The following is a 4,862-nucleotide window of genomic DNA, read 5'->3' as shown; positions in this document are numbered from 1 at the left end:
CTACGTCGTGCTCGACAAGAAGTGGGGCGCCCCCACGATCACCAACGACGGTGTGACCGTCGCTCGCGAGATCGAGCTCGACGACCCGTTCGAGAACCTCGGCGCCCAGCTTGCCAAGGAGGTCGCCACCAAGACCAACGACGTCGCCGGTGACGGCACCACCACCGCGACCGTCCTGGCCCAGGCCATGGTCCACGAGGGCCTTCGCGCTGTCGCCGCCGGCGCCAACCCGGTCGGCCTGAAGAAGGGCATCGAGGCGGCCGTCATCGCCGTCGTCGATCAGCTCCACGCCCAGGCCCGCGATGTCGACGACATCAAGGACATGACCGACGTCGCCACCGTCTCCTCGCGTGACTCCCACATCGGCGAGCTCATCGCCGAGGCCTTCGACAAGGTCGGCAAGGACGGCGTCATCACGGTCGAGGAGTCCAACACCATGGGCACCGAGCTCGAGTTCACCGAGGGGATGCAGTTCGACAAGGGCTACCTCTCGCCTTACATGGTCACCGACACCGAGCGTATGGAGACTGTCCTCGACGATCCGTACATCCTCGTCAACCAGGGCAAGATCTCCTCGGTCAGCGACCTCCTGCCGATCCTGGAGAAGGTCGTCGCCGCGGGCAAGCCGCTGTTCATCATTGCCGAGGACGTCGACGGCGAGGCTCTCTCGACGCTGGTCGTCAACAAGATCCGTGGCACGTTCACCTCGGCCGCGGTCAAGGCTCCTGCCTTCGGCGATCGTCGCAAGGCGATGCTGCAGGACATCGCGACCCTGACGGGCGCGCAGGTCGTCACTCCGGACGTCGGTCTCAAGCTCGACCAGATCGGCCTCGAGGTGCTCGGCACCGCCCGCCGGGTGACCATCACCAAGGACGACACCACGCTGATCGAGGGCGGCGGCGACAAGGCCGACGTCGACGGTCGTGTCAGCCAGATCAAGGCCGAGATCGAGAACACGGACTCCGACTGGGATCGCGAGAAGCTCCAGGAGCGTCTGGCGAAGCTCGCCGGCGGCGTCTGCGTCATCAAGGTCGGCGCGGCCACCGAGGTCGAGCTCAAGGAGAAGAAGCACCGTATCGAGGACGCCGTCTCGGCGACCCGCGCGGCCATCGAGGAGGGCATTGTCGCCGGCGGCGGCTCCGCCCTCGTCCACGCCGTGTCGATCCTCGAGGACAACCTTGGCCTCACCGGTGACGAGGCGATCGGTGTCCGCATCGTCCGCGTCGGCGCCGACGCCCCGCTCGAGTGGATCGCCCGCAACGGCGGCGTCTCCGGCGAGGTCGTCGTCAACAAGGTTCGCGAGACCGGTCAGGGCTACAACGCCGCGACCGGCGAGTACGGCGACCTGGTCGCCCAGGGTGTCCTCGACCCGGTCAAGGTGACGCGTTCCGCGCTCGCCAACGCCGCGTCGATCACGGCGATGCTGCTCACCACTGAGACGCTGATCGTCGAGAAGCCGGCCGAAGCGGCCCAGGACGCGCACGCAGGCCACAACCACTGACCTGCAGTCCCGCCTGACGCGAAGCCCGCTCCCTCATCGAGGGGGCGGGCTTCGTCGTGTCGGCCGTGTCGTCAAGGCAGTGCCGTGCCACAGCGCGCCCTTGGTGCGCGGGCGGTACGTTCTGCTCGTGAGCACACACGACTTCGAGTCCGTCCGTTCCGAGCTGGGGCTCCCGCCCTCCGCCGAGACCGACAGCTTCTCGCCGGACGTGCTTGCCGAGGCAGCCGAGATCGCGTCGCTTCCGCCGTCCGCTGTTGACGACGCCACCGACATCCCGTTTGTCACGATCGATCCTCCGGGCTCGATGGACCTTGACCAGGCGATGTTCCTCGAGCGGGTCGGGAAGGGCTTCCGGGTCCACTACGCGATTGCCGATCTCGGCTCAGCCATCACGTCCGGGGGCGCCGTCGACACCGAGGCTCGCCAGCGTGGTCAGACGCTCTACCTGCCGGACGGGCGCGTCCCGCTGCACCCGCCGGTGCTGTCCGAGGGGTCGCTGAGTCTGTTGCCCGATCAGGTGCGCGGGGCGGCGCTGTGGACGATCGACGTCGATGAATCCGGTCACCAGAAGAGTGCCTCGGTGCGTCGCGCGACGGTCAAGTCGGTGGCCCAGCTCGACTATCACGGTGCCCAGGCGTCATTCGACCACCACGACCCCCACCCGTCGATCGAGGCGTTGGCCGATCTCGGTGGGGCCCGTCAACGTTTCCGAGTGGGCCTCGGCGCCATCGAGCTGGCGCTCCCCGAGCAGGAGATCCTCCGCGAGGGAGACGACTGGCGCCTGCACATGCGCGTCCGCATGCCTGTCGACGCCTGGAACGCGGAGATCTCGTTGCTGACCGGCATGGCCGCGGCCCAGCTCATGCTGGCTGCTGGGGTGGGTCTCCTGCGCACGCTACCGACGCCGGAGCCGCGAGCCATGGCTGGCTTCCTTCGCACCGCGGCGGCGCTCGGTGTGCCTGTTCCCTCCGGCGCCACGCCGGCGCGCGTGCTCGCCGACCTCGACCCTGACGAGCCCAAGGCGCTGGCACTGATGACCGAGGCGACCAGGCTCCTGCGCGGAGCGGGTTACGAGGCCTTCGACGACTCGCTCCCGGCGCGCCCCGAGCACGGCGGCATCGGTGGTCCGTACGCCCACGTGACGGCGCCGCTGCGGCGACTTGCCGATCGGTTCGGCACCGAGGTGTGTCTCGCCATCTGCCAGAAGACGGCGGTCCCTGCCTGGGTGCGCGACGCCCTGCCGACTCTCCCGGAGATCATGAGCACCTCCGATCATCTTGCCTCGAAGGCTGATCGCACCTGCGTCGACCAGGTCGAGGTGTGGATGATGCAGGGTCGCGAGGGCGAGCGATTCGAGGCCGTGGTCCTGCACTCCGACCGCGACGGTGGCGAGATCATGCTGCTCGACCCGCCGGCAATCGGCCGTTGCACGGGCAAGGGGCTGCGAGAGGGTTCGCGGATCGAGGTTCGCCTGGGGAAGCTCGATGTCGCCCGGCGCCGGGCCGAGTTCGCGTTCGACGGGGGTGCTCGGAGCTCGCTTGTATTAGGTTAGGCTGCCCTTATGAATCGATCTCGCACACTCGCGGCAGCCCCGGCGCTGGGCCTCCTCTTCGCCGTCACCGCCGCCTGCGGAAGCTCCTCTGACCAGGCTTCGTCCGGATCGTGGGCCTACACCGACGGGCGCGGCACCGTGATCTCACTCGAGGCGGCGCCCACCCGCATCGTTGCCCAGTCGTCCATGGCCGCAGCGCTGACTGACCTCGGGGTCCCCGGTATCGTCGGCGTGTTCGGGCCGCTCAAGGCGGCCGGCGGCGGGGTCGACCGCCAGGCCGAGGGGATCGACCCGGGCTCGGTGGCGGACGTCACGGCTGCCGGCGAGTACGGCAGCCTCGATCTCGAAAAGCTGGCCTCGCTGCGGCCGGATGTGGTGGCGACGTACATGTACGTCCCCGACCAGCTCTGGTACGTCAACCCGGCAACCCAGACCAAGCTGGAGAAGCTCGTGCCCACCGCTGTCGTCGACTTCGAGGGCAAGACGCTGATCGAGACGCTCGACTCCGTGAAGAACCTCGCCAAACGCCTCGGTGCCGACCTCGGCGCCAAGGAAGTCGCCGCCTCCCGTGCTGATTTCGACCGCGCGAGCGACCGGCTGAAGGCGGTTGGTGCCGAGCTCAGGGCGAGCGGCACGAACATCGTGGCCGTCTCCCCGGCCACCGACGTCCTCTACGTGTCCGATCCGTCCAAGAGCCCCGACCTCTCCTACTACGTCAACGAGCTCAAGCTGCCGATCGTGCAGCCGAAGGGGGTCAAGGCAGCCGACTACTTCGAGACCTTGAGCTGGGAGAAGGCCGACAAGTACCGCGGTGACATCGCCTTGTACGACGCGCGGGTGGGCGAGGCCGGGCTGAAGATCTTCGATGCCCAGCCGACGTGGAAGACCGTTCCCGCCGGCAAGGAGGCAGCGTACGTCCCGTGGCAGTCGGTGGCGCCGCCGAGCTTCGATGCCTACGCCAAGATCATGAACGAGATCGCGGACGGGCTGGAGAAGCAGAGGTAGGGCGGTCGGCGAACGGTCAGGCGGAGGTCGGCGGGTTGTCGAGCTGCCGCTGGGCGAGGCCGGCGAGCACGATGTCGAGCTTGCGGTCGTACCAACCTTTGCCGCGCCAGACCTCTTCGGTGTCGTAGGCCTTGAGCACCTTGAGCTTGACCCCGTCGGCTTGCTGCGTCTCGATGCGGTGCAGGCGCTGCATCTCGGCGGAGGCGGTCAACGCGAGCGTGAAGACGAAATCGATGGCGACAGCCGCGTCCTCGATCAGGAAGCCCTGCTGGTGGATCGACTCGACGTACTGCTCGACCCAGTGCTCGACGGCGCGGGGAGACCGCGGCACCGTCAAGGAGGCCCGGTCGAACCCGGGGTAGGTCTCGCACATCTGCCAGACCGTGGCGCCGATGGCGCGCAGCAGCTCGGTCCACTCCAGGTCGGCCGGGGGCCACTGTGCGGCGACTACGGCGCGGTCGATCGCCTGGACCAGCAGGTCGTCGCGATCGGTCACGTAGCGGTAGAGCCCGGAGTGGGCGACGCCCAGACGCCGGGCGACCGAAGGCATGCTGAATGTATCGATTCCGTCGTCGAGTGCAGCCTGCGCAATCGCATCGACGGTGAGGGCCCGGGGGCGGCCTGGTTTCCGGTCCATGGCACCCATCGTACTGGTGTTACATACCGCGTGTTGCGTTCTTGGCAGCCTCTCAGGGAGGCCCGTATCGACGGTGGGAGCCGTGTATTGACGGCGTACGATGATGGGCATGGAGCAGACCGGCATTCCCGACAAGTTCGCGCCTCTCGGCCTCACCTACGACGACG

General features: G+C 68.1%; 4 protein-coding genes. 3 read left to right on the top strand and 1 reads right to left on the bottom strand.

Translation table 11 applies throughout. The annotated features are described in order from the left end of the window. From groL to H7290_RS04145, 3 genes are all read left to right on the top strand, one after another. A partial coding sequence (gene groL, locus H7290_RS04155; protein ID WP_290512757.1) for a chaperonin GroEL occupies positions 1 to 1,501 on the top strand: 1,501 nt, incomplete at its 5' end. 127 nt (positions 1,502 to 1,628) lie between these two features. After that, on the top strand, positions 1,629 to 3,053 hold the full coding sequence (locus H7290_RS04150; protein ID WP_290512756.1) for an RNB domain-containing ribonuclease: 1,425 nt from the start codon (positions 1,629 to 1,631) through the stop codon (positions 3,051 to 3,053). A 9-nt stretch (positions 3,054 to 3,062) separates the two neighbouring features. Further along, positions 3,063 to 4,058 carry an ABC transporter substrate-binding protein gene (locus tag H7290_RS04145; RefSeq protein WP_290512755.1) on the top strand — a complete coding sequence of 332 codons (996 nt, stop codon included), beginning with the start codon at positions 3,063 to 3,065 and terminating at the stop codon, positions 4,056 to 4,058. A gap of 16 nt (positions 4,059 to 4,074) precedes the next feature. On the opposite strand, the gene H7290_RS04140 is transcribed toward H7290_RS04145, so the two are convergent. Then, entirely contained in the window at positions 4,075 to 4,695 is a 621-nt protein-coding gene (locus H7290_RS04140) for a TetR/AcrR family transcriptional regulator (protein WP_290512754.1), read from the bottom strand. Between the last annotated feature and the right edge of the window lie 167 nt (positions 4,696 to 4,862).

The sequence above is a fragment of the Aeromicrobium sp. genome, assembly GCF_014378035.1.
Taxonomy (GTDB): domain Bacteria; phylum Actinomycetota; class Actinomycetes; order Propionibacteriales; family Nocardioidaceae; genus Aeromicrobium.
This window is presented reverse-complemented; position numbering and strand designations above follow the sequence as displayed.

What these genes read in the sequence shown, in the direction of transcription:
- H7290_RS04145 (WP_290512755.1), top strand. Translation starts at nt 3,063, where the DNA reads ATGAATCGATCTCGCACACTCGCGGCAGCCCCGGCGCTGGGCCTCCTC.
- H7290_RS04140 (WP_290512754.1), bottom strand. Translation starts at nt 4,695, where the DNA reads ATGGACCGGAAACCAGGCCGCCCCCGGGCCCTCACCGTCGATGCGATT.